Source organism: Limosilactobacillus walteri (assembly GCF_014830205.1).
In the GTDB taxonomy this organism is placed as follows: Bacteria; Bacillota; Bacilli; order Lactobacillales; family Lactobacillaceae; genus Limosilactobacillus; species Limosilactobacillus walteri.
The window spans coordinates 54,785-78,340 of record NZ_QORN01000029.1 but is presented as its reverse complement, the minus strand read 5'-3'; the positions used below and the strand labels follow the sequence as shown (position 1 = coordinate 78,340).

Genomic DNA, 23,556 nt, shown 5'->3' with positions numbered 1-23,556 from the left:
ATACCATCTTCAAAAAAATTGTCTATTCAATAACAACATTTTTCTGATGTAAGCGTTATTTTGATTAAAAATTTCAAATAATACTTGCATTTTTATCTCGATTAAGATATCATAATATCTGTTGACGCGCCCTTAGTGTAATGGATCGCACGTGAGATTCCGGTTCTCGAGATCCGAGTTCGACTCTCGGGGGGCGCATATCTGCAGAGGATTCGTTCCTCTGCTTTTTTATATCTTAATTAAAAATGGTTGCGGAATGTATTTTTCCGCAACCATTTTTTCGTTTTTGAATATGACAAAGGCTAATCAAGGAAAGCAACCGTAAGACGATTTCTTCCTAATTACTGCCTGCTTCTAATTAATCTTTACTTGAATCAGCAATTTTTTCGGCATGACGTTCTGCAATAAGAATATAAATTAATAATAGCAACGCTAACGTCGATGCGGCATATAAAACAATATTACTTGCAAGCCAGCCGTACTTAGAAACCAAAATCCCAATTAACGCTGTTGCTAATGTCTCACCAAATATATATTGGAAAAAGCCCATAAATCCAGTTGAAGAACCAACAGCAAACTTTGGTACAGCTTCATTAACCATTAGTCCGACTAATGTTAATGGTGCATAAATCAGGGTCCCCATAATAAATAATACTGTTACAATCAATGCATGATTTGTGCTGAAAAAGTACGTGGTTAAACATACAAATAAGCCGATTACACATATAATACATACAATTGCACGCCGACCTTTTAGGGCATCAGAAATTGCTCCCATAATAATTACACCAGGAACTGCAGCTAATTCAAAAATTCCGACAAGCCATTTAGCAAAGTTGGTTGTAAAACCCTTTGATTCAACTAAGTAGCTTGGAATCCAGCTCATAATTCCGTAACGCACTAGGTATAAGGACATGGATGTTAATGTAATCGCCCACACTACCTTATTTGTTAAGATATATTTAACAAAGATTTGCGGAAGGGTTAAGCTCGTTTCTTCTGAAGCAGATTCATCACCATTTTCAAGCACAACTTCATCACCAGTGTATTCAGAGATACTAGGCAGACCAACACTTACCGGACGATCAGCACCAACCAGTAAAACAAATGCTGCAATAACTAAGGAAACGACCGAGGAAGTATAAAAGACTGCTGGAATTGATCCTGCAAACATAAACGTTGCTAATTGAACGACTGCAACACAGACAAACGCACCAGCATTATGGGCTGATGACCAGATTGAGTATATCGCTCCACGGTGTTTCTTTCCCCACCATAATTGAACTGAACGTTGACAAGCAGCTGCCCCCATTCCTTGAGCAATTGACATAACCAACATTAAAATCATCATTACGTAAAGGTTACGAGTTGCCCCTAATCCAAAGTTCAAAAGAGCAGAAACGATTAATCCGGTTGCCAAGTAGTGATTGGTATTACTCTTATCACTCAAAGCTCCCATAAATAGTTTAGAAATTCCATAACCAATTCCAAAACACGAAAGAACCATTCCAACATCTGCAGTGGTAAAACCATACTGCTTCATGATTTCATTTTGTTCGGTTGTAAAAATTAAACGAATAACATAATAGCCAATATAACCGATACAAATTGCTAACAAAACCCCAAACTGGTGCCAACGATATGAGCTAGCCACCTTATCACTCGGCACTTTTTTCGCTGCTACAGGTGCAGGTTTTAAAAACGAGAACATATTTCTCACCTCTTTGATTATTGATATCGCTTTCAAAAGCGCTTTAATATTTTATCATAACTTATAATGGATTAATATTCTTTTTTGCATTAAATTGTTTTATATAGAAAAAGGGACTAAGATAACTAAATTATCCTAGTCCCACTAAAGTTTTATTACTTTTCATCAGCTGGCTTTTCCTTAGCCCACTTACGAATAGCTTCAATCTTCTTTTCTTTTAATGCTCGCTTATACTTAGAAGCGATTGGGCGACGGCCTTGTACGCCGTATGGGTGTGCTTTACGCATGTGACTATGCCTCCTTTAATATTAAACGTAAATTAATTAACGTTCCAATTATACCGGGCATTGTTTTAAAAAGCAAGTCTACCTATTAGCAAATCAAATTATATGAATGTTGTTGTAGTACCGGCGCTTTACTTTTTAAAAATCTTAAGCAATTTGCTAAACGATTATCTTTACCAGCCTATCTACTATCTCAGCAATATATCTATACCAATTTTAATATTACAGCGATAATCATTATCACTAAAAGCTTTCAATTTCAGACCAATTGTAGTATGATACAGAATATAAACCAAAGCTAGAAAAATAAAGCATAATTTTATGGAGGAAAACATCATGAAAACAAATTCATTAAATGTATTTAACGTTACTAATAATTGGGCAGAATTAGATAAGGAATGTGCGGCAACCGAATTAGCATTAGTGAGTGCAAGTCTTAATCAAAAATAACCTGATAAGCTATAGAGCCTAGTGAAAAACTAAAAATTTTCATCAGGCTTTTTTTATTGTAAAACCTAATAAATGGCAGATAGTTCACCATGTTCTAACGTCATGCCAGCATAACCAACCATGCTGCTAAAAAAGTTATTTAGATTTTAATTTTAAATTTTCGGTTAAAACATTTGACCTTTTTTGACCAATCGAGTATAGTATTATTATCCGTTAGCATAGAAGTCTAACGAGTGCTAATTTATACAAGGAGGCCACACTATGAACTTAGTTCCTACTGTCATTGAGCAATCATCTCGTGGTGAACGCGCCTATGACATTTATTCACGGCTTCTGAAGGATCGGATTATCATGCTTTCCGGTCCAATTGAAGACGAAATGGCAAACTCAATTGTTGCGCAACTTCTATTCTTAGACGCGCAAGATTCAACTAAAGATATTTACTTATACATTAACTCACCTGGTGGGGTTGTTACCTCTGGAATGGCAATCTACGATACAATGAACTTCATTAAAGCAGATGTTCAAACGATTGTTATCGGGATGGCTGCTTCAATGGCTAGTGTATTAGTATCTTCTGGTGCAAAAGGTAAGCGTTTTGGTTTACCTCACTCTCAAGTGCTAATTCACCAACCATCTGGTGGTGCTCAAGGTCAACAAACTGAAATTGAAATCGCTGCTACCGAAATTCTGAAGACCCGTAAGATGTTAAATGGCATCTTAGCTAAGAATTCTGGACAGCCAATCGAAAAGATTCAAGCTGATACTGAACGTGACCATTACTTAACTGCGCAAGAAGCTGTTGACTATGGCTTACTTGATGGAGTGATGGAAAATAATTCAAAATTAAAGTAATTAATTAGTTTGGATTTTCACAATATTCAGTAATTAATAATAAAGAAGACAAGCGATAGTGCTTTTAGCTCTGCGCTTGTCTTCTTTTTTAATTTGTTTGTGATGCACGTAATTCATCAGCATATGCGTTTAATTTGCGCAAACGATGATTTACACCCGATTTAGAAATTGGTCCTCCTGGCACCAATTCCCCCAGCTCTTTTAAGCTGACCTCTTGATGAGCTAACCGTGTTTCCGCAATTTCCCGCAATTTATCTGGTAAACTACTTAAACCGACCCGTGAATCAATCAGTTCAATATTTTCAATCTGTCGTGTTGAAGCGTTAGCAATCTTATTTAAATTAGCATTTTCACAATTTACCAATCGATTAACCGAATTGCGCATGTCACGAACTATTCTAACGTTTTCAAATTGAAGCATTGAATTAGTAGCCCCGATTAATGACATAAAGTTAGCAATTTTTTCTGCTTCTTTAAGATAAACAATAAAACCACTCCGTCGTGCTGTAGTTTGCGCGTTTAGGCCAAATTTATTCATCATCTGAGCAATCATCTCATTATGCTCTTCATATAGTGAATAAATCTCTAAATGGTAACGAGAGGTTTCCGGATTATTTACAGAGCCACCAGCAAGGAATGCCCCTCGGAGATAAGAACGAACCATCCATTCATCTTTTAATAATTCAACCGGAACCTGTTCCTTAATTTGGTAATTTTGCAAGATTCCTAAATTATCTAATACACGTTGGGCATGGTAACGCAAGCGAACAATATACTGGTTATTCTTTTTCAACTTCATTTTTCGCCGTACGACAATTTCACTTTCGACTTCATAAAATTGTTTTAGTAGTGAATATATCCGTCGTGCAATCGCTGGATTTTCTGTTTGAACGTTTAAAATCAACTGGTGGTCGGCAATTCCGATGGACCCATTCATACGGATCAACGCCATTAATTCGGCCTTCGCATTATCTCGATGAACCTTAATCCCCGTTAATTCTTTTTTCACTTCACTTGCATATGACATCTACTACCCACCTCCTTATTCATGGACTTGGTGAAGCCGATTCATTAACTCAGCGACTACTTTATCTCGATCATGGAAAGCCCCATTATCTTTTAAGCGCAAAAAGTTAGAGCTGATTACTCGGCATCCCTGCTCGCGTAATCCTTGAAAATCGTGTTTAACGGGTTGAGAAATCTCATTCCATTCTTGAAAATCAAGATAATTTGCCGGAACAGGCTGGATATTTACTAATACAGTGTCGACAAAGTTCTTACCAAGGTGTCGATTAAGCACCCGAACATGGTCAGCATCAGTAAAGTTATCCGTCTCACCTTTTTGCGTCATAATATTACAAATATAAATTACTTCAGCTTTACTTTCGCAAACTGCTCGTCCAACTTCAGAAATCATTAAGTTTGGCAAAATGCTTGTAAATAAGCTACCAGGACCAATAACAATCTGATCTGCTTCTTTAATCGCCGTTAAAACCTCTGAGACAGGATGGGCTTGGTGACCATCGTTGTCGGAAGAAGGAGTTACCCATACCCGTTTAATTTGCTTATGTGCGGCTGTAATTTCTGATTCCCCGCTCAACTTAGTGCCATCCGTAAATTCTGCATTTAAAGTTAAGGGCTCATTAGCCACCGGATAAATATGACCCTTTATTTTCATCATTAGTGACAATTCTTGAACAGCTGTAAAAATTCCCCCTTTCATTTCTGATAAAGCAGAAATGATGAGGTTGCCAATTGCATGTCCTGCAAAAAATTGATCACTACTCTTAAAACGATACTGAAAAATATTTAGTTCAAGATCAGGTAATTCTGACAACGCCACTAACACATTGCGAATATCACCAGGTGGAACAACGTTAATATAATTACGTAAAATTCCTGATGAGCCCCCATCATCTGCCACAGTTACAACAGCAGTAACATCAGCATCTTGATCACGTAATCCGCGGAGCACGACTGGCAGTCCAGTTCCTCCACCGATCACAACAATCTTTGGTTTATGCAACATAATTAAAACTCCTCTTTATTTTGCCTTATCAATATCACGATGATATGTATTTATTTTGTACCCATCAGACGCTAAATCTGCTGATATCTTATTAGCAATCGTCACTGACCGATGTTGCCCACCCGTGCAGCCAATAGCAACTGTCAAACTACTCTTTCCTTCGCGAATATAACCTGGAAGAGTTATTTGCAGAAGCGACTGCAAATGTTGGTAAAATTCTTGGGCAAGCGGACTTTTCATTACATATTCTTGAACCGCTTTATCATTTCCTGTCTGATGTTTTAATTCTGGAATATAAAATGGGTTAGGAAGAAAACGTACATCCATTACAATGTCAGCATCTAGTGGTAACCCATATTTAAAGCCAAATGACATTACTTCAACATAGAAATCATTACCTTCCCCATGACCAAAAAGCTTATTAATTCGCAATTTAAGGTTGCGTGGTGTTATGTTGGTGGTATCAATAGCAACATCAGCCTGACTCTTAAGGTCCGCCGAAAGCTTTCGTTCTAATTCCACACCATCGAGAATTCGACCATGCGGAGAAAGCGGATGTGCACGCCGCGTTTCTTTATACCGTGAAATTAACGTAACGTCATTAGCGTCAAGAAATAGCAACTTAACATCAAGGTCTGTCCGTTCTTTCAGCCTTTCCAAATTTGGCAAAACCTCGTCATAAAATCCCCGTGAACGAGTATCCATCACCATCGCTATCTTATTAAATTCACCAGAATCTTTAACTACATCCACAAATTTCCCAGCGAGACTCGGAAGCATATTATCAATTACGAAATAACCTAAATCTTCTAGACTGTGGACGGCAACAGTTTTACCAGCCCCACTCATCCCCGTGATTATTACTACTTTTAATTTATTATCCGCCATCATTAGTTCCCTTCTTCCTTACAGCTACCCACCTATTTTACCATATCAAGCCGGGCGTGTCTTAATTGAATCTCAAAAAGAAATGGCGCGTGACAGAAGTTATTCATGACTTCAGCTTCACGACCCCACAAACATACAAAGGACTCTAGCATTCAGTTTTGCCGAATACTAGAGTCCTTTGTATACTGCGCTGTAGCATTTGCAATTATATCGATGCCTTATGTCACAGCCTTATTCACCATTAATAGTTATTAGTTACCATTTCATTCGACGCTGATCCATTCGTTTAACAATGTAAAGAATTGGTAAACCAACAATCACAATTCCTACAAAGAGAAGAACACCAGCCGGGTCATTCAATACCTCACTTACCAGTACAAAAATTCCGCCGGCAATTGCAACAATGGGAACAAGCGGATATAGTGGCGTACTAAATGGACGAGGTCCCTTATTTTTACGCCGCAAGATGAAAATCCCAAAGAAGGCTAACAAGTAGAAACAATACACTGTAAACACGCACAAGTCTGACAAGTGATCTGGATCAAAGAAACACATCATCACCGTCGCTAGCACGATAATAAAAATCGTAGCAACAACTGGCGATTTTCCTTTAGGCGTAATATAAGCAAGATACCGTGAGAACGGTAGGTCACGACGGCGGGCCATTGCGTAGACAATCCGCGGGAAAGTAATCATTTTACCGTTTAATGTTCCCATCATTGAGATAATAATTCCCGCTGATAATAATTTACCGCCAACAGCCCCGAAAGCCTTAACAGCTAAGTAAGCAGTGGCATTTTCTCCCAACCGATGAATTGTATTAGCGGGAAGAAACTTCAAAATACCAACAGTAATTAATGTATAGATAATTAGAACAGCGGTAATCCCAAAAATAATTGCCTTAGGGAGTAATTTTTGTGGATTCTTCATTTCACCACCAAGGTTAGCAATTAAAATCCAGCCATCATAACCAAATAAGGTTGCAAGAACGGCAACTCCGAAGCCGCCGGTTGCTTGATGGACTTCCGTAACTGTTTGACCAAAAGCATCTTGGTGTCCCCAAAACAGCCCAAAGATGATAATAGCTGCAATCGGAATCATTTTACCAGCAGTTGTAATAATGGAAAAAATAGCTCCAACTTTATTTTCAAATAAGTTCATAATCCCAATTGCAACGACCGTAATAACCGCTAACGGAATGCGCCATGCTGCCCCGAGGCCGAAGAAATTTGCCATTAAAATACTCATAAAGCCGGCTACCGAAGCAATAATCGCTGGGCCATAGACAATCACCTGCATCCAGCCAGCAAGGAAGCCTAGTAAACGACCATAAATATTTTCAATGTATACATATAGACCCCCAGTGTATGGCATTTGGGCCCCAATTTCAGCGACTGTTAGTCCACCAGTGAGGGTAATAATACCACCAAATACCCAGGCAGCAATCGCTAGGGTAGAAGTTCCAGCACTATCTAAAACTGATCCCTGTTTAAAGAAGATTCCTGACCCGATTATTGTTCCAACAACAATCGAAATGGCAGACCAGAACCCAAGCGACCTTTTTAATTCATCTGCTGGTTGTTGATTCATCATCATTCCTCCATTCTAATATTAGGCAAAATAAAAACCCAGGTCTCGTTACATTAATCATAAGGACTTGCCAAATGATTAATAGAGACCCGGGTATATTTACACCTGTCTATGGGTACACCAAAATCACTCAGCCTTAATGGAACTAGAGGCTGAGGAGGAAGAAAATTGTTGATTTTGATTAACTAATCGTAACATTTGTTTTCCCTCATTTCGTGTACGTTGATTTTTATTAGAATACCATTAGAAGATTAAATTTGCAACTCTTTTTTTATTTTTTATTTTTGGCTGCTCGTTCTGCTGCCCAGTTTTGATCTCGCGTAAGCATCTCTTTAAGGTAGCGGCCTGTATAACTTTCTTTTACTTCTGCCACTTCTTCAGGAGTCCCTGTTGCAACGATATTACCGCCCCCGGCTCCTCCTTCCGGTCCTAGATCAATTAACCAATCAGCTGACTTGACCACATCTAAGTCATGTTCAATAACCAATACTGTATTTCCAGCATCTACTAATCGTTGAAGAACTGCTAATAGTCGCTTGATATCGTCCATGTGCAGCCCAGTTGTTGGTTCATCGAGGATATAGAAGCTCTTACCGTGAGATTGTCGGTGCAATTCAGCCGCTAACTTCATTCGTTGGGCTTCACCACCAGAAAGAGTAGTTGCCGGCTGTCCGAGGTGAACATAACCTAAACCAACATCTTCAATTGTTTGAAGCTTACGCTTGATCTTCGGAATTGCACTAAAGAATGCTAATGCTTCAGAAACAGTCATGTTCAGTACTTGCGCAATATTTTTTCCCTTATATTCAACTTCAAGCGTTTCAGAGTTGTAACGGGTACCATGACATACTTCACAAGGAACGTATACGTCTGGTAAGAAGTTCATCTCAATCTTAATAATTCCATCACCACGACATGCCTCACAACGACCACCCTTTACGTTAAAGCTAAAGCGTCCCTTTGTGTAGCCCCGCATCTTTGCTTGGTTAGTCTGCGCAAATAACTCCCGAATATCATCAAAGACTCCAGTATAAGTAGCTGGATTGCTTCGAGGTGTCCGTCCAATTGGGGATTGGTCAATATTAATCACCTTTTCGATGTTTTTAACACCACTAATTGACTTATACTTCCCCGGTTTAGCAGAGTTATTATTTAATTTTTGTGCCAAGACCCGCTTCAAAATCAAATTAACCAGCGTTGACTTCCCAGAACCAGAAACACCTGTTACACAGATAAATTTACCTAAAGGAAAATCAACATCAATATTTTTTAAATTGTTTGCAGCAGCGCCTTTAATCGTAATTTTTTTGCCATTCCCTGGTCGCCGTTCCTGCGGGACCTCAATAAATTTCTTTCCGGAAAGATATTGACCAGTAAGCGACTTTCGTGAGCGCATAATCTGCTTCGGCGTGCCCGCAGCCATTACTTGTCCACCATTTTCACCAGCGCCAGGACCGATATCAATAATATAATCAGCAGCACGCATCGTGTCTTCATCATGCTCAACCACAATCAATGTATTGCCAAGGTCGCGCATTGCTTTTAAGGAAGCGATTAACCGGTCATTATCCCGTTGATGCAACCCGATTGATGGTTCATCTAATACATACATTACCCCCGATAGATTCGAGCCGATCTGGGTTGCCAATCGAATTCGTTGGGCTTCACCACCAGAAAGCGTCCGCGCAGATCGACTAAGCGTCAAATATTCAACTCCAACATTTTTCATAAATGTTAATCGGTCAATAATTTCCTTCAAAATTGGCTTAGCAATTTGCTGATTTTGATCTGATAATTGAACATCTTTAAAGAACTCAAGTGATTCACTGATTGGTAAGTCAGAAATTTCTCCAATATTTTTACCATCAATTTTGACTGCTAACGCACGCTGATTTAAACGATAGCCGTGACAAACCGGACATGGCAGCTCCGTCATATATTTTCTCATTTGCTCACGAGTAAAGTCGGAATTAGTTTCCCGATAACGCCGATTGATGTTGTTAATCACTCCTTCAAAAGGCACATCAACATCACGGATACCGCCAAAATCGTTTTCATAATGAAAGTGGAATGTCTTAGCACCATTCCCATAGAGAACCTGTTGTTGCTGCTTTTTCGGTAACTTATTAAATGGCGTATCCATATCAATCCCCGCCGATTTACAAAATTGTTCTAGTAGCTGCGGATAGTATTGTGAAGAAATCGGATTCCACGGAACGATGGCCCCTTCTCTCAATGTCTTAGCAGGATCGGGGACAACCAAATCAATATCTACTTCTAGCTTCAACCCTAATCCTTCACACTCGGGACAGGCTCCAGTCGGTGCATTAAAAGAAAATAGGCGTGGTTCTAATTCACCAACCGTGAAGCCACAAATTGGACAGGCATACTGTTCTGAGAAAGGAATTGGGTCGCCACCAATAATATCGGCAATCGCATACCCTTTACTTAAGCGAAGCGCTGCTTCAAAAGAATCAAATAGCCGCGATCTTACACCGTCTTTAATAATAATTCGGTCAATCACAACGTTAATCGTGTGCTTTTTGTTTTTATCTAATTCCGGCACTTCATCAAGGTCATAAGTTTCCCCATCTACCTGCACTCGAACAAAGCCTTCACGCTTAATTGTCTCAAAAACTTTCTTTTGCGTCCCCTTTTTTTCACGAACGACTGGGGATAAAATTTGCAAACGAGTCCGTTCCGGTAATTCCAGTACACGGTCAACCATTTGTTCCGGCGATTGACTAGTAATCGGAATATTATCATTTGGACAAATCGGTGTACCAACCCGCGCCCATAATAAACGTAAGAAGTCATTGATCTCAGTAACAGTTCCAACCGTTGAGCGGGGGTTATGCGACGTTGTTTTTTGATCAATCGAAATTGCTGGTGAAAGCCCGTCAATTGAGTCGACGTCCGGCTTGTCCATCTGTCCTAAAAATTGCCGCGCATACGCAGACAGGCTCTCCACGTAGCGTCGTTGTCCTTCGGCATAAAGGGTATCAAATGCCAGTGAACTCTTGCCAGAACCTGACAATCCTGTTACAACAACTAGCTTATTCTTAGGAATCGTCACGTCAATATTTTTCAAGTTGTGTGCTCGTGCACCATGGATTATGATCTTATCATTTGCCACGAACTAATCCCTCCTTTTATTTTTTAACTTGTGTTTTTAATTCCATAATTGTGTCGCGAAGAGTAGCGGCTTGTTCAAAGTCTAAGCGCTTAGCTGCTGATCGCATTTGTTCTGTCAATTCATCAAGCATTTTGACCTGCGCGTTTTTATCAAGCTTAGCAAAATCTTTATCTGTAAATTCGGCACTATTGACTTGTTCTTCATCATCCGCCGCCTTTTTAGTAACGGAAATTGCTTCTTGAATTGGTTTAATTATTGTATGTGGCGTAATATGGTGCTCTTCATTATACTTCATCTGAATCGTCCGCCGGCGTTTCGTCTCATCGATTGCCTTTTGCATCGAATCAGTTACTGTATCAGCATACATAATAACAGCACCGTTCTCATTCCGCGCTGCCCGGCCAATTGTCTGGATCAGTGAGCGCTCATTTCGTAAAAATCCTTCCTTATCAGCATCCAGAATCGCTACTAACGATACTTCAGGAACATCAAGTCCTTCCCGCAAAAGATTGATTCCGACCAGAACATCAAACTTACCCAGCCGCAAGTCCCGAATGATCTGAGTCCGCTCAAGCGTCTTAATATCACTATGGAGGTATTTAACCTTCAACCCCATGTCTTTCAAATAATCAGTCAAGTCTTCTGACATTTTCTTCGTCAACGTAGTCACAAATACCCGTTCATTACGCTCAATCCGCTTATTGATTTCGCCAACGAGGTCATCAATCTGCCCCATTACTGGTCGTACTTCAACTGTCGGATCAAGAAGTCCGGTTGGCCGAATAATCTGCTGGGCAACATGGTCAGTTTGCTCCATCTCATAAGGTCCGGGAGTAGCTGACATATACACAACCTGGTTAACGTGTTGCTCAAACTCTGGTAGTTTTAATGGACGGTTATCTAAGGCACTTGGTAACCGAAATCCATAATCGATTAGCATCTGTTTCCGGGCGCGATCGCCGTTGTACATTCCACGTACCTGCGGCATTGTTTGGTGGGATTCATCAACAACAAGCAAAAAGTCTTTCGGGAAGAAATCAAGCAACGTGTATGGCGGCTCACCCGGTTTTCGTCCGTCCATATAGCGGGAATAGTTTTCAATTCCGTTGGTATAACCCATCTCCCGCATCATCTCGATATCGTAAGTCGTCCGCTGCTGAATCCGCTCGGCTTCAAGAAGTTTTCCAGCATCAGTAAATTTCTTTACTTGTTTTTTCATATCCGCTTCAATCTGCGGAAGCGCGCGATCCATCACTTCTTCGTTAGTCATAAAGTGCGTCGCTGGGAATATCGAAACATGGTCACGGTCACCGATCACCTCGCCAGTTAAAGCGTCAACTTCGCGAATCCGGTCGATCTCATCTCCGAAAAATTCAACCCGTAAAGCCCGCTCATCACGAGAAGCGGGAAAAATCTCGACAACGTCGCCCCGTACCCGAAACCGTCCACGTTGAAAATCAATATCATTACGGTCAAACTGAATGTTAACAAGGTCGGTTAACAGCCGATCACGTTCGATCTCTTGTCCTACCCGCAAAGAAAGGACACTATTCTGGTACTCCCGCGGATCACCTAATCCAAAAATACTCGATACTGAAGCAACCACAATAACGTCATTTCTTTCTAGCAATGAAGTAGTCGCTGAGTGGCGCAATTTATCAATCTCGTCGTTAATTGAAGCATCTTTTTCAATATATGTATCACTAGAAGGAACATATGCTTCCGGTTGGTAATAGTCATAGTATGAAACAAAATATTCAACTGCATTATGAGGGAAGAACTTTTTCATCTCACCATAAAGCTGTCCCGCAAGCGTCTTATTATGAGAGAGGATCAATGTCGGCTTATTGACATTAGCGATAACGTTTGAAATCGTAAATGTTTTTCCTGTCCCTGTGGCTCCTAATAGGATTTGAGACTTCTCGCCCTCTTCAATTCCCTTAGTCAATTGTGCAATCGCTTGGGGTTGATCGCCTGTTGGCTGATAATCTGATACTAATTCAAATTTTTTATCTGGTTGCCGGTATATCACAAAAAGGTCCTCCCTCTTACAATTTTTAGACAAAAGAAAGTGGAATCGCAAGCGTTAAATTACCGCGTCCCACTCATATCATCACTTCACTATTTACTGTTATAAGTTTATCATCCAAACATGCATTCGTCTATAAATTTACTAGATAAAAATAAGGAGAATCGTGGGCATTTCCCACTAATTCTCCGCAAAACCTATTTTTAATTAAACCGCCGAGCATAACCAAAGTAAAATTGGAAACCTGCCGCAATAACGTTAAGCCAATTGAGGCAAATAAACCATGGAACAATATTGGCATTGCCCAAGTGAGTTACACCATAAAATACACTAAATCCGCCGATAATTGCAATTAAATTAATCCAAGCGCATATCCGACGCATTACGATATCTTTAGGCCGACTTAATATCCAGAAAATATCAACAATTAACCATAATACTAAAATTGAAAATGTTCCCGTAAACATACTTGCCGTAAACATGTTTGCCGCCTCCCTTTACTTTGTTAGCTTTTACCCTCTATCTCTATTATAAGAAAGCGTTTGCAAAAAGCAACTATTAAGTAAAAGAAGAACATTTTACAATACCTATTGTTGAATTATTTGGGTTGTCACAATTGCCAGTTGATTTTTGGCATTACCATCTGCATTGTCTTTTAATAACTCCGGCAAGATCTTTTTAAGAAAGTATTGCACACTTGCCATATCGCGAAAGTCCATGATCGCGGTCAAACTTGACTTGTAGATATCCATATACACCGGTTCTGGATTACCTTTTTGAATTTCGCCAAACGATTCATACATCAGGTCAATTTTATCAGCTACTGCTAGAATTTGACCTTCAAGCGTATCATCTTTTCCTTCCGCAAAGCGTCGCTCGTATGCCGTGCGAAATTCAGCCGGGATTTCTGATTGAATAAAGTTCTCAGTCAGTGACTTGTCTACCCGGGCCAACATCGACCGCAATTCCGGCGTCGCATACTTGACCGGTGTCTTAATATCACCGATAAAGCGCTCTGTGTAGTCATGATTAAGGGCTTTTTCGTATAGTGACCGCCAGTTAATCTCATTACCTGCTTGTTCTTCAATATCACCAAGCATTTGTGCCGCCTGCGTCACCTTAAAAGAATGGGCAGCAACGTTATGCTCTTCAAATTTAAAATATCCCGGAGCACGATTAATCATTTCAAGATCACTTAAACTTTTTAAATACTCATGCATTCCCATGGCGGATTCCTCCCCAAAATAGTTGATTTTTACAATCATACAATTTTTATGTAAAAATTCAAGAAAAAACTTATTAGGAATAATTAGATTTTCAACAAGTCTCTTGGTGACCTTAAAAGATAATCGGCTTTCTTTAATGCTTCCGGGTTGATTGACCCATATAATGCTCCGGCGAATTTTATTCCCGCTCGATGCGCAGCAAGCAAATCAGTTTGCATATCACCAATATAAATAGTTTCACGGGGATTTGCTTTCATTTCCTTCATTGCATATACAATTGGCTCTGAATCCGGCTTATGTCTATTCGTTTTATCGGCAGTTACTACCACTGAATAAACAGATGCAAAATCATACTTATCTTGAAAATACCGTTGATACTCACGTTCCGTTTTTGAAGTCACAATTGCTAAATGATTATCAGGATCTGCTGCCATCTTTCTTAATACATCAGGAATGCCATTGAATATTTTTACCTCATTAAAATTTTGATAAGCTGCCCTTAACCATTCTCGGTTAATTATCTTCACTTCACTATGTGGGACACCCAGGTACTCTAACGCATTTGTAGCAGCCAAACCATATATTCTTTTTTTCAGCTCTTTTATTTGACTTGCCGAAAAGTAATACCCGTTCTTTTTAAGAGTCACAAATAAGCCGGCATATACATATTACATGTATTTATTAAAGTACCATCAATATCAAAAATAAAATTTTTTAGTTTTGTCATATTAACTGTCTTCCTAGGCAAATGATGTTGCAACGCTTCCAATTACAATTAACACAATTCCCAAAATTGTATAAAACATTTCACGTTTACTCTTGTGTTCATGAAGAATGAAAATTCCACCAAAAGTTGCAATAACAACATTTAACTGCGTCCAAATAAATGCAGATGTATTTCCGTTTACTTGTGCAGAAAAAATATAAGCAAAACCGGCAACTCCCCAAGCAAGACCTCCAAGAATATTAAGGTATTGTTGTTTCTCAAAGAAAGCATGACGGTCAGCAAACAGCCCGTATATTATTGCTCCGAGTAGGATTCCTAACATTTCCGGGAGAAAAATTCCAGTACCACTTTGTTGCTTGATTACTGGAATATTAGGAAATGAAGAGTAAACCCAAAAACCAATTGTTGTACACAATAGGAACAAAACAGCACTTGCTGATATTTTCTTCTCTTTTTGATCACTCACAGATGTAAATAACGCTCCAACGATAACAATAATTAAAGCAATTATTCCAATAATTTTCGACTTCACCCCAGCCCAATCGCCAAAAATTAAAACACCAATAATCGAATTCCCAACTAATTGAAAAACAGTTGATAACGGAATAGTATTTGAAACACCAATGTGCTTAAACGAAATAAATTGACCGATTTGTCCAACAGTCCATAATGCTCCACAAAGAACGGAAAGCCAAAAAGCTGCTGTACTAATTGTTGGATGGGTAAAAATATATGCGATTAAGCCAATAAGTGAAGCTCCCGCACCTATTCCAAAAATTTGATTAACCGGTGATCCACCAATTTTTCCAGTAATCAGGGGCATTGTTCCCCACCCTAACGCAGGAATTAAAGCAATCAAAATATTCATAATTCCAATCTCCTCTATCATATAATTCTTTTGCGGACTTATAATAATTTAGGAAACTGGTTTCCTGTCAATAAGAAATGAGGAAAAAACATGTCAACAATTTACGATGTCGCTAAAGAGGCTGGCTGCGCTCCATCATCAGTATCTAAATTTATTACAAAGCATGGCTATGTAAGTAATAAGCTTGGTAATAAAATAACTGCAGCAATGGCTAAGCTAGATTATCACTATAATGGCCTTGCGCGAAATCTCAGCACTAAAACTAATAATCGCATTGGCGTGATTGTTCCATTTTTAGATCACCCCTATTTCCAAGGATTAGTAAATGCAATTATCCTTGAAGCTAGTAAGATAAGTAAGGAAGTTGTTATATTACCTACCGCATATAACGCAAACCGCGAACAACAATATTTACAAGAACTCGAACACAACATGGTAAGTTCACTCATTATTACTTCGCATTCCTTGCCATATACAAAAATTTACCCTTATCAGCGCTTTGGCAAAATTGTTTTCTGCGAAAATAGTAATCATCAGCAGACTCGCTGTGTTTTCAATAATCGCAAAGAAATATTTGAAAAGCTTTTTACAACTTTAAAACAAAAGGAAATTACTAATTTTGGTTTTATGTTTATTCGCAATCCGCAAGATAGTAAAACAACTAAAGAAACTTTTGAGGCTTTCAAAAAAATTTTTAATCATTATCCCCAGCCAGAAAGAATTATATATAATTGTCGAACTGCTGAGGATGGAAAAAACGGTTATTTAAAGCTAAAAAGAACTATTCCTAACTTACAAATAGTTCTTTCGGAAAGTGATATATCTGCTGCTGGTGCTTACCAGGCCCGCGGCAATTCAGACACATTAATCATCGGACAGGGAAATCAATTAGTTAGTAAATTACTTCGCTTTACATCAATTGATCAACATTTAGATGAAACTGGCATTTTAGCATTAAAACTAGCTACTGAAGCAACTTCAACAATGAAAGAAAAGGTAAACTTTGATATAATTTGGCGCTAAAAAAACGAGGTTGAAAAAATTTTCAATCTCGCTTTATCCTTATCAGTTCAATTTATTCTTCAGCAAATTCTTGCAAAGCCTTTTCAAAGTCAGCTAACTTTGTATTGGCCTTTTCCAAGGTATCCGCACTCGTTCCAATGTAGAACTTAAGCTTTGGTTCAGTTCCTGAAGGACGAATTGCAATCCATGTATCGTCATCAAGAATGTAACGCAATACGTTTGATTCAGGAATGCCTAATTCGCTAACCTTGCCATCAGCAGTCGTCTTAGTACCCTTAGCAAAGTCTTCAGTAAGTACCACTTGGTGACCAGCAAAATGGGTTGGTGCTTCTTCGCGGAACTTCTTCATTAAGTTCTTAATCTTAGCTGGACCGTCCACGCCAGCATAAGTGTTAGCGATCGTCTTTTCACGGAAGTAGCCATACTTCTTAAAGAGTTCTTGTAAGCCATCATAAAGGGTCATATCCCGACTACGGTAATATGCAGCTACCTCAGCTAATAGTGTTAATGATTGAATAGCATCCTTATCCCGAACAAATGGCTTAATCAAGTAACCATAGCTTTCTTCAAAGCCAAACATAAAGGTATGGTCAATCTTACCAGTTTCATATTGGTGAATTTGGTCGGCAATCCACTTGAAACCAGTCAAAACATTAACCATTGCAACCCCGTAGCTTTCGGCAATCTTTGCAGCAAAGTTAGTTGAAACAATTGACTTAACAGCTGCCGCATTCTTGGGTAAAGTTCCTGCTTGTTTATGAGCTTCGAGGATGTAAGCAAGCATAATTGAAGCAATCTGGTTACCCGTAAGCAATTGATATTCACCATTAGGTTGACGAACGGCACAGCCAAGACGGTCAGCATCTGGATCAGTCGCAATTAAAACATCGGCACCAACCTTTTTGCCAAGAGCAATCGACCGTACAAATGCTTCGGGGAATTCTGGATTAGGATGTTCTAACCCTGGGAAATCACCATTAGGCTGTGCTTCAGTTGGTTCCATCTCATAATTTGTAAAACCAGCTTGTTGTAAAGCACGTTCACCAAGCATCCGCCCGGTCCCGCATAATGGTGTAAAGACAAACTTCATGTCCTTGCCATATTCTTGAGCTAATTTTGGATTAACAGTTACTCCCTTGGCATTTTCAAGATAAGCAGCGTCAACATCTTCACCCATAATCGTCTCAAGACCATTATCAAGCATTTCTTGTTCGTCAGCTAAGGCAATATCAAAGATGTCATCAATCTTACGAATATAACCGGTCATCATGTCAGATTCCTTTGGCGGCATCTGTCCGCCATCTTCACCATAAATCTTGTAGCCGTTATATTCTTTCGGGTTATGACTAGCGGTAATCATAATTCCGGCGTAAGTTCCCATATGCCGAACCGCAAATGATAGCTCTGGAGTTGGGCGAAGGTTGTCATAAATATAAACTTTGATCCCATGTGCGCCTAGTACGCGAGCCGCATCATGAGCAAACTTACGTGAATTGTGACGTGAATCGTAACCAATCGCAACCCCGCGCTGCTTGATCTCATCACCAAGTGAATCCATCAAGGTTGCTAATCCTTCTGTTGCTTGCCGAACCGTATATACATTCATCCGGTTAATCCCTGGTCCCATCAAGCCCCGCATACCAGCAGTACCAAATGAGAGCGGTCCATAGAAGGCGTCCTCAATTTCTTTATCATCGTTCATTGCAGCTAATTCTTGCTTTAAGTCTGGTTCAAGATCTGTCCGTTCTTGCCAAACCTTATAAGTATCTTTCCAGCTCACAATAATGTCTCCTTTACGTCTTACTCTGTTTTTTAGTATACCGCATAAAATCCTTGATGTCGCTTTTTACTTTTGTTTTTACTAAAATTTTACCAACACTACTTTAGCCATGGTTTATTAAGTGAAATGTTTTGAAGAAAATCTTGTTGCGCTTGCCGCTGTATTCTCCGATCTGCTAGCCGTTGCGGATAAGCGGCCACTAATGCTTGTTGTTCAGCATTCTCTGGAATTACCCGCGTAAAATTAACTTGTTTTTCCGGTTCTAAGATAACAAAAGTCATAAAACTGGTAAATCCAAGAAAACGTTCACCGGTCATCAAATGTTCTCCAATTACTTTTGTAAAAACTTCAATTGACCGTTTGCCAAACCCAGTTACGTAGGCTTCCATGCACATAGAATCTTGTAAATCAAAAGGACGAAGGAATTGAATATGATCCATTGAGGCTGTTGCAACAGTTGTCCGCGCCACTCGCATCGCCGCCACCGAAGCCTGACCGTCAATTAAGTCTAATGTTCGTCCGCCATAAACCGTCCCGTGTTCATTTAAATCGGAATTACGAACGCGATGGATAGAAATTGCCAAGGTATCATTGCACTTGATCGCATCCATTGAAAAGTCCTCCTTACTTTTATGTATTAATTTTAGCATAAAAGAAAAAAGCCAGGATCTTCTTCCCAGCCTTTCTAACTAATCAATTGATTTAATATATTGGTAAACCTGTTGCCCCGCAATCGCTCCGTCACCAACAGCAGTCGCCACTTGACGTAATGGCGTTTCACGAACATCCCCAATGGCAAAAACACCTGGCAGTGATGTCCGCATTCGTTCATCCGTTTTAACCCATCCTTGATCATCGAGAATATCTAAATTAGTAAACGCCTTCGTCATTGGCAAGTTACCAACATAGATAAAAACACCGTCAGCTGTCATTTCGCCATCTTCACCGGTTTTATTATTATGGGTTTTAACGCCTGTAACCTTTACATCATCCCCGATAATTTCCGTTACACTCGTATTATAGATAAACTCCATTTTATCATTGTTCATAGCTTCAGCTTGGATAATCGGTTCCGCGCGTAATTCATCACGACGGACTAAAACCGTTACTTTTGCCGCTAGCTGGGTTAAGTAGACGCCTTCTTCAACCGCAGCGTCACCACCGCCAACGACAATTAAGTGTTTTCCTCTAAAGAAAGCTCCGTCACAAACTGCACAGTATGAAACACCGCGACCGCCAAATTCTTCTTCTCCTGGTACATCTAAGTGCCGTTGGTCAGAACCAGTAGCGATCACCACCGCCTTGGCGCTGTACGTCTCGTTCATATCAGTAGTTATCTTTTTCACATTACCATCAATTTCGATTTTCGTGACGGTTCCGTAAGCATATTCAGCTCCAAATTGGGTTGCTCCCTCATACATTTGTTGGGCAAGTTCTGGCCCCTTAATACTCTTAAAGCCAGTATAATTTTCAATTTCAGCAGTATTGTTTAGGTTTCCGCCATAAATCCCTCGATCTAACATTAAGACAGATAGATTGGCGCGTGAAGCATACATTGCAGCAGTCATTCCACCAGGACCAGCACCAATGATCACAACATCATATTGCTTGTTTTCTGCCATTTTTTCTTCCTCCTCAAATAATTATTATCCATATCATACCGACTTTCTGTGTGCTTGTCTATTTTTTAGCTTACTTTTTCATAGTTATATTCTTATCAGACTATAACAAATATTATTATTTTATATATGTGAATAAAATAATTAAAGCGATATCAACACTAAGTTATCAACATTTGCGTTATACTTATTATGATAAGCATTTATTAATTTTAATTGGATTCGATTATTTTAAGGAGGCGAAGTGCATTCAACTAATGCACACTTATATGAAAGTCTGTATTTTTTCTACTTGTATTGTTGATTTGCTTTATCCAGACGTTGGTAAAGCAACTGTCGAACTCCTCCAACGCTTTGGGTGTGAAACATTTTTCCCTAATAAGCAAATTTGCTGTGGACAGCCAACCTATAACAGTGGTTACGACAAGGAAACTATGGCAACTTTTAAGAACCAACTCGATGCCCTTTTAAGTATCGATGCGGACTATATCGTTGGCCCCACTGGTTCATGTGTAGCAATGCTTCACGAATATAAGGATATTTTTAAGGATGATCCTGAATATGCTAAAAAAGCCCAGGTTCTCTATGATAAATCATTTGAATTAACCCAATTCATCTATCGTGTCCTTGGTATCCTTGATTGCGGAGCTGAATTAGATGATACCGCAACTTTTCACCGTTCATGCCATATGACCCGTCTGTTAGGCGAACGGACAGCTCCCATCGTTTTATTGGAACACGTTAAAGGCTTACAGCTAATCCCGCTCCATAATATTCAATTATGCTGTGGATTCGGGGGAACTTTCTCAGTCAAGGAACCACTAATTTCGGAAGCAATGGTTGACGACAAGGCGGATAATGTTCTTAAGACCAAAGCGCACGTTTTAATTGCCTGTGAACAAACTTGTCTGATGAACATCGGAGGCCGGATTAATCGGCGCCATGATGGCTCACACATTAAGATTATGCATATTGCCGAAGTCCTTAACCATAATGTTGATCCTAGTCGGATTACCTATGTTAAGGATACCGATCATGTAATGGTCCCAGCAAATGGAAACGGGGTGTTTTAGATGGGAATTGCAACAAGCGATAAGCCTTTTAACGAACGAATAACAGAAGCGGAAGCCGATAAATTTATGCGTGCTTCTGTTGCCAAAGCACAAGATGCCCAATTCCAAAAGCGGACTGAGGCACGGCGACAATTAGGGAATTGGGAAGGTTGGCGGGATCTTTCGGCTGAAATTCGTCAGCACGTCCTCAAACACCTCCCCGACTACCTTGAAGAATTTAGTGATAATGTTCAAAAAAATGGCGGGCACGTTTTCTTTGCTAAAGACGGCGATGAAGCAAGTACCTTCATTAAGGAATTAGCAATCAAGAAAAAAGCCCAACATATTGTTAAGTCAAAATCAATGGTAACAACCGAAATTGGCTTAGACAAAGATTTACTAACAATTCCTGGCGTTTCATTAATGGAAACTGACTTAGCTGAATTTATTTTACAAGAAGATAACTGGGATGAACCAACCCACATTGTTTTTCCAACGTTGCACAAAAATCGTAATCAAATTCAAAAAGTTTTTGAAAAACTCGGCTATGATGGTGATAATGATCCCGAGCATATGGCACGTTTTGTTCGTCATTACTTACGCAATTATTTCATGAAAGCTGATTTTGGAATTACTGGTTGTAACTTTGCAATCGCAAACAACGGGATGATTAACCTCGTTACTAACGAAGGTAATGCTGATCTGACCATGGCAATCCCCAAGACCCAAGTAGTTGTAATGGGGATGGAACGAATTGTTCCGAGTCTTAAAGAAGCTGAAACGCTTGATAACGTTTTATGCCGGAGTGCTGTTGGTCAAAAGTTAACCAGTTACTGTACCTTCTCCAAGGGCAAAGAGGCTAATGAAGCCGATGGTCCTGATGACTTTTATGTCGTAATCGTTGATAATGGCCGTTCAGAGATGCTTAATACTGATTTTGAGCCAATGCTCCAATGCATCCGTTGCGGTTCTTGCTTAAATGTTTGTCCCGTTTATCGTCAAGTCGGCGGGAAAGGATATGGCTCGATTTATCCTGGTCCAATGGGCGCCGTTCTTTCGCCAATTTTGGGTGGTTACCAGGAATTTAAGGAGTTACCATATGCATGTAGTTTATGTGCTGCCTGTACAGAAACATGTCCTGTTAAGATTCCGTTACATGACCTCATCCGCCACCACCGATATGTTGAAATGGATCAGCTTCACTTAGACCATAGTATGTCTAATACCCTCTTAAAAGCGGTTGGGAAAGGAACAAGTTCTCCAGTGCTCTTCAATGATGCAATGCGGTTCGCTCATATTGCTCTGGAACCATTTGGCAAGAAGACAACACCAGAAGATGTTAAGAACCTCTACCCAGAAGGTAAAATTAATCACTTACCAGCAGTAGCCCCTAAATTAGCTCAGGGCTGGGTAAATGTTCGTGACCTTGCTGTTCCGCCAAAATATCATCAGAATTTCCGCCACTGGTACCGTCATCATGAAGAAGAGGAGGGCCAAAAGAATGACTGATTATTTAAAAGATGCAAATACTAAGCAAAACCAAGAAGATTTCCTTAATCGAATCGCCAAAGCTGCTGATCGTCCCCGCCATACTTTAAAAGATGATCCTTTCGTGCCGGTAAATGATCTGCCAGAAAAGACTCTTTCGGGAAAATCACAAGATGAACTACTTGAAATTGCTAAAAAGAATAGTGAAGAAGTCCACGTTGATTTTCGGATTGTTAAATCCGCTGAGCTAGGACATACGTTAAATGATTTTATTCAAGAAAAAGATATTAAAAGCTTAATGCTTCCTTCTTTTGATGAGAAAAAATGGCAAGACTACTCACTAGGCAACTGGCAAGATAATCTTCGCGTCGATCCCGTCTACTATTGGGAAGAAGAACTTGGCCGGCAAAATATCGTTAATGCCAATAATAGTGACGGTGCAATTGGCTTTGCTGACTTTCTATTAGCAGAATCGGGAACAATCACCATTGCCACATATCCCGAACAAGGTCGGACGTTCCACTTCTTACCAACCCATTACCTTGCGATTATTCCAAAGAGTAAAATCTTACCACGATCGCGCCAAGCAATGGATTATTATCAAAAAGCAATCCAAGATGGAACATTAAAAACTTCAAATATCAACTTTATCACTGGTCCTTCTAATTCTGGGGACATTGAAATGGTTTTAATTGTTGGTGTTCATGGACCGTTAGATATGGAATATGTAGTTGTCGAAGATATGTAGAAATAGTAAAAAGCTGAGAAAAAACTTTTTTGTTTTCTCTCAGCTTTTATTAT

The 23,556-nt window shown here is 39.6% G+C and carries 20 protein-coding genes; 5 read left to right on the top strand and 15 right to left on the bottom strand.

Annotated features, from left to right (window positions below; all coding sequences use genetic code 11):
* Positions 1 to 358: 358 nt before the first annotated feature.
* Both DTK66_RS07625 and DTK66_RS11130 read right to left on the bottom strand, forming a co-directional pair.
* The gene (locus DTK66_RS07625) at positions 359 to 1,711 is read right to left on the bottom strand and encodes an MFS transporter (protein WP_191668281.1); all 1,353 of its coding nucleotides are present in this window, start codon (positions 1,709 to 1,711) and stop codon (positions 359 to 361) included.
* Positions 1,712 to 1,866: 155 nt separating this feature from the next.
* The gene (locus tag DTK66_RS11130) at positions 1,867 to 1,998 is read right to left on the bottom strand and encodes a hypothetical protein (protein ID WP_255505084.1); all 132 of its coding nucleotides are present in this window, start codon (positions 1,996 to 1,998) and stop codon (positions 1,867 to 1,869) included.
* A gap of 708 nt (positions 1,999 to 2,706) precedes the next feature.
* On the opposite strand from DTK66_RS11130, the gene clpP reads away from it, so the two are divergent.
* Positions 2,707 to 3,300: an ATP-dependent Clp endopeptidase proteolytic subunit ClpP gene (gene clpP / locus DTK66_RS07620; RefSeq protein WP_003666435.1), complete on the top strand. Its 594-nt coding sequence runs from the start codon at positions 2,707 to 2,709 to the stop codon at positions 3,298 to 3,300.
* An 88-nt stretch (positions 3,301 to 3,388) separates the two neighbouring features.
* Here clpP and whiA read toward each other — a convergent pair whose 3' ends face one another.
* The 10 genes from whiA to DTK66_RS07570 form a co-directional block, all read right to left on the bottom strand.
* Complete coding sequence (gene whiA, locus DTK66_RS07615) at positions 3,389 to 4,327, bottom strand: DNA-binding protein WhiA (protein ID WP_153930363.1); 939 nt, start codon at positions 4,325 to 4,327, stop codon at positions 3,389 to 3,391.
* Between the two features lie 15 nt (positions 4,328 to 4,342).
* Positions 4,343 to 5,329 (bottom strand): gluconeogenesis factor YvcK family protein, encoded by a 987-nt coding sequence (locus DTK66_RS07610; RefSeq protein WP_153930362.1) that lies wholly within the window; start codon positions 5,327 to 5,329, stop codon positions 4,343 to 4,345.
* Between the two features lie 15 nt (positions 5,330 to 5,344).
* On the bottom strand, positions 5,345 to 6,217 hold the full coding sequence (gene rapZ / locus DTK66_RS07605; RefSeq protein ID WP_191668311.1) for an RNase adapter RapZ: 873 nt from the start codon (positions 6,215 to 6,217) through the stop codon (positions 5,345 to 5,347).
* A 255-nt stretch (positions 6,218 to 6,472) separates the two neighbouring features.
* Positions 6,473 to 7,807, bottom strand: coding sequence for an APC family permease (locus tag DTK66_RS07600; RefSeq protein ID WP_191668310.1), 1,335 nt, complete (start codon positions 7,805 to 7,807; stop codon positions 6,473 to 6,475).
* 271 nt (positions 7,808 to 8,078) lie between these two features.
* Entirely contained in the window at positions 8,079 to 10,943 is a 2,865-nt protein-coding gene (gene uvrA, locus DTK66_RS07595; protein WP_191668280.1) for an excinuclease ABC subunit UvrA, read from the bottom strand.
* Positions 10,944 to 10,959: 16 nt separating this feature from the next.
* On the bottom strand, positions 10,960 to 12,975 hold the full coding sequence (gene uvrB / locus DTK66_RS07590) for an excinuclease ABC subunit UvrB (protein ID WP_191668279.1): 2,016 nt from the start codon (positions 12,973 to 12,975) through the stop codon (positions 10,960 to 10,962).
* A gap of 200 nt (positions 12,976 to 13,175) precedes the next feature.
* Positions 13,176 to 13,454 carry a hypothetical protein gene (locus DTK66_RS07585; protein ID WP_153930360.1) on the bottom strand — a complete coding sequence of 93 codons (279 nt, stop codon included), beginning with the start codon at positions 13,452 to 13,454 and terminating at the stop codon, positions 13,176 to 13,178.
* Positions 13,455 to 13,559: 105 nt separating this feature from the next.
* Positions 13,560 to 14,198 (bottom strand): YfbR-like 5'-deoxynucleotidase, encoded by a 639-nt coding sequence (locus DTK66_RS07580; protein WP_153930359.1) that lies wholly within the window; start codon positions 14,196 to 14,198, stop codon positions 13,560 to 13,562.
* A gap of 83 nt (positions 14,199 to 14,281) precedes the next feature.
* Positions 14,282 to 14,845, bottom strand: a complete 564-nt coding sequence (locus DTK66_RS07575; protein WP_191668278.1) for an HAD family hydrolase — start codon at positions 14,843 to 14,845, stop codon at positions 14,282 to 14,284.
* A 93-nt stretch (positions 14,846 to 14,938) separates the two neighbouring features.
* Positions 14,939 to 15,793, bottom strand: coding sequence for a GRP family sugar transporter (locus DTK66_RS07570; RefSeq protein WP_191668277.1), 855 nt, complete (start codon positions 15,791 to 15,793; stop codon positions 14,939 to 14,941).
* A gap of 90 nt (positions 15,794 to 15,883) precedes the next feature.
* On the opposite strand from DTK66_RS07570, the gene DTK66_RS07565 reads away from it, so the two are divergent.
* Positions 15,884 to 16,816 carry a LacI family DNA-binding transcriptional regulator gene (locus tag DTK66_RS07565; protein WP_191668276.1) on the top strand — a complete coding sequence of 311 codons (933 nt, stop codon included), beginning with the start codon at positions 15,884 to 15,886 and terminating at the stop codon, positions 16,814 to 16,816.
* Positions 16,817 to 16,868: 52 nt separating this feature from the next.
* Here DTK66_RS07565 and DTK66_RS07560 read toward each other — a convergent pair whose 3' ends face one another.
* The 3 genes from DTK66_RS07560 to trxB all read right to left on the bottom strand — a co-directional run bounded on the left by DTK66_RS07560 (position 16,869) and on the right by trxB (position 20,218).
* On the bottom strand, positions 16,869 to 18,596 hold the full coding sequence (locus tag DTK66_RS07560; RefSeq protein ID WP_191668275.1) for a phospho-sugar mutase: 1,728 nt from the start codon (positions 18,594 to 18,596) through the stop codon (positions 16,869 to 16,871).
* A 98-nt stretch (positions 18,597 to 18,694) separates the two neighbouring features.
* Positions 18,695 to 19,207 carry an acyl-CoA thioesterase gene (locus DTK66_RS07555; protein WP_153930355.1) on the bottom strand — a complete coding sequence of 171 codons (513 nt, stop codon included), beginning with the start codon at positions 19,205 to 19,207 and terminating at the stop codon, positions 18,695 to 18,697.
* A 78-nt stretch (positions 19,208 to 19,285) separates the two neighbouring features.
* Positions 19,286 to 20,218 carry a thioredoxin-disulfide reductase gene (trxB, locus tag DTK66_RS07550; protein ID WP_191668274.1) on the bottom strand — a complete coding sequence of 311 codons (933 nt, stop codon included), beginning with the start codon at positions 20,216 to 20,218 and terminating at the stop codon, positions 19,286 to 19,288.
* Between the two features lie 266 nt (positions 20,219 to 20,484).
* Between trxB and DTK66_RS07545 the strand changes: the two genes are divergently transcribed.
* Genes DTK66_RS07545 through DTK66_RS07535 form a run of 3 tightly spaced genes read left to right on the top strand, consistent with a single transcriptional unit; the run spans position 20,485 to position 23,503 of the window.
* Entirely contained in the window at positions 20,485 to 21,288 is an 804-nt protein-coding gene (locus DTK66_RS07545) for a (Fe-S)-binding protein (RefSeq protein WP_172971264.1), read from the top strand.
* A complete protein-coding gene (locus tag DTK66_RS07540; RefSeq protein WP_153930352.1) occupies positions 21,289 to 22,776 on the top strand; it encodes a LutB/LldF family L-lactate oxidation iron-sulfur protein in 1,488 nt (495 codons plus the stop codon).
* Positions 22,769 to 23,503 (top strand): LutC/YkgG family protein, encoded by a 735-nt coding sequence (locus tag DTK66_RS07535; RefSeq protein WP_153930351.1) that lies wholly within the window; start codon positions 22,769 to 22,771, stop codon positions 23,501 to 23,503. The genes DTK66_RS07540 and DTK66_RS07535 overlap by 8 nt, the downstream gene beginning before the upstream one ends.
* The last annotated feature ends 53 nt before the right edge of the window (positions 23,504 to 23,556 follow it).

Bases quoted from the DNA above. Each gene is read 5' to 3' on its own strand.
- DTK66_RS07610 (WP_153930362.1), bottom strand. From the start codon at position 5,329: ATGTTGCATAAACCAAAGATTGTTGTGATCGGTGGAGGAACTGGACTG.
- DTK66_RS07565 (WP_191668276.1), top strand. From the start codon at position 15,884: ATGTCAACAATTTACGATGTCGCTAAAGAGGCTGGCTGCGCTCCATCA.
- DTK66_RS07570 (WP_191668277.1), bottom strand. From the start codon at position 15,793: ATGAATATTTTGATTGCTTTAATTCCTGCGTTAGGGTGGGGAACAATG.
- DTK66_RS07600 (WP_191668310.1), bottom strand. From the start codon at position 7,807: ATGAATCAACAACCAGCAGATGAATTAAAAAGGTCGCTTGGGTTCTGG.
- DTK66_RS11130 (WP_255505084.1), bottom strand. From the start codon at position 1,998: ATGCGTAAAGCACACCCATACGGCGTACAAGGCCGTCGCCCAATCGCT.
- rapZ (WP_191668311.1), bottom strand. From the start codon at position 6,217: ATGGCGGATAATAAATTAAAAGTAGTAATAATCACGGGGATGAGTGGG.
- DTK66_RS07625 (WP_191668281.1), bottom strand. From the start codon at position 1,711: ATGTTCTCGTTTTTAAAACCTGCACCTGTAGCAGCGAAAAAAGTGCCG.
- DTK66_RS07585 (WP_153930360.1), bottom strand. From the start codon at position 13,454: ATGTTTACGGCAAGTATGTTTACGGGAACATTTTCAATTTTAGTATTA.
- DTK66_RS07535 (WP_153930351.1), top strand. From the start codon at position 22,769: ATGACTGATTATTTAAAAGATGCAAATACTAAGCAAAACCAAGAAGAT.
- whiA (WP_153930363.1), bottom strand. From the start codon at position 4,327: ATGTCATATGCAAGTGAAGTGAAAAAAGAATTAACGGGGATTAAGGTT.
- DTK66_RS07555 (WP_153930355.1), bottom strand. From the start codon at position 19,207: ATGGATGCGATCAAGTGCAATGATACCTTGGCAATTTCTATCCATCGC.
- DTK66_RS07580 (WP_153930359.1), bottom strand. From the start codon at position 14,198: ATGGGAATGCATGAGTATTTAAAAAGTTTAAGTGATCTTGAAATGATT.
- clpP (WP_003666435.1), top strand. From the start codon at position 2,707: ATGAACTTAGTTCCTACTGTCATTGAGCAATCATCTCGTGGTGAACGC.
- DTK66_RS07540 (WP_153930352.1), top strand. From the start codon at position 21,289: ATGGGAATTGCAACAAGCGATAAGCCTTTTAACGAACGAATAACAGAA.
- trxB (WP_191668274.1), bottom strand. From the start codon at position 20,218: ATGGCAGAAAACAAGCAATATGATGTTGTGATCATTGGTGCTGGTCCT.
- DTK66_RS07545 (WP_172971264.1), top strand. From the start codon at position 20,485: ATGAAAGTCTGTATTTTTTCTACTTGTATTGTTGATTTGCTTTATCCA.